This window comes from Alcanivorax sp. P2S70, from assembly GCF_000475295.1.
Lineage (GTDB): Bacteria > Pseudomonadota > Gammaproteobacteria > Pseudomonadales > Alcanivoracaceae > Alcanivorax > Alcanivorax profundi.
Map to the genome: position 1 here is coordinate 1 of NZ_AXBZ01000071.1, position 1,024 is coordinate 1,024.

General features: G+C 56.5%; 1 protein-coding gene and 1 pseudogene. Both read right to left on the reverse strand.

The genetic code is table 11. The features are described 5' to 3' along the window. Positions 1–720: YHS domain-containing protein (locus tag Q672_RS0117435; protein WP_031227124.1), on the reverse strand; the 720-nt coding region annotated here is incomplete at its 3' end. A gap of 30 nt (positions 721–750) precedes the next feature. After that, a pseudogene (locus Q672_RS0117440) lies at positions 751–1,024 on the reverse strand (amino acid permease); the annotation flags it as partial.

Here is a 1,024-nt window from a genome sequence, read left to right on the forward strand (position 1 = left end):
TTTCTCCCGGGCCCGCAGTTCAAGCACCTGGCCTAACAGAACCAGCACCACGATGACCGCAGCCGCCTCGAAGTAGACGGCGACAGAACCGTCTTCCTGCCGAAAGGCGTCGGGGAAAATCTGGGGCGCCAGTGTCGCCACCAGGCTGTAGATCAGCGCCACGCCAGTACCAATGGCAATGAGCGTGAACATGTTCAGATTGCGGCTGACGACGGACTTCCAGCCTCTGACAAAGAAAGGCCAGCCACACCAGGCCACTACTGGCGTCGCCAACACCAGTTGAATCCAGTTGGACATTTGTGGGGCAACGATCTGGTCAAGGCCGGTGAGATGTCCGCCCATTTCCAGCACCAATACCGGCAGGGCCAGCACCAGGCCAATCCAAAATCGACGGGTCATGTCTTTGAGCTCTGCCGAGGGCCCGTCATCCAGACTTACCTGCTCGGGCTCCAGGGCCATACCACAGATAGGGCAATCTCCGGGGCCCTGCTGGCGAATTTCCGGATGCATCGGGCAGGTGTACATGGTGCCCGGAGCCACGGGTTCGTCCTGTTTCTGTTCTCCACTGAGGTAGTGTCCCGGGTCGCCGTCAAACTTCGATTTGCACCCCGAAGAACAGAAATACCAGGTTTTCCCGCCATGCTCGCTGCGATGTTCCGCCGAGTGTGGATTCACCGACATGCCGCAAACAGGATCTTTGACCGTGTGCTCAGCCGTCATGGCCGATCCCTCCCTATCGAGTTCTGGTGATTAGTGATGATGAGCATGAGATTCTTTGTGTCCCGCTTCTTCGGCTTCTGTGGCCTTTTTCAGGAACAGTTGCTCGGCCACTGCGATAACAATCATGGTGACAACCGCCACGCCAATAACAAACAGGTCAGTATTCAGTTTGACCCAAACGAAGCCACCAAGAGCGAGCAAATCCAGAACAATTGCCACCGTGGGCACCCACACATTGGCCTTCACATCCTCCCGTAAATAGCGCAGAACGCCCCAATGGATAGCAATGTCCATGATCAGGTAA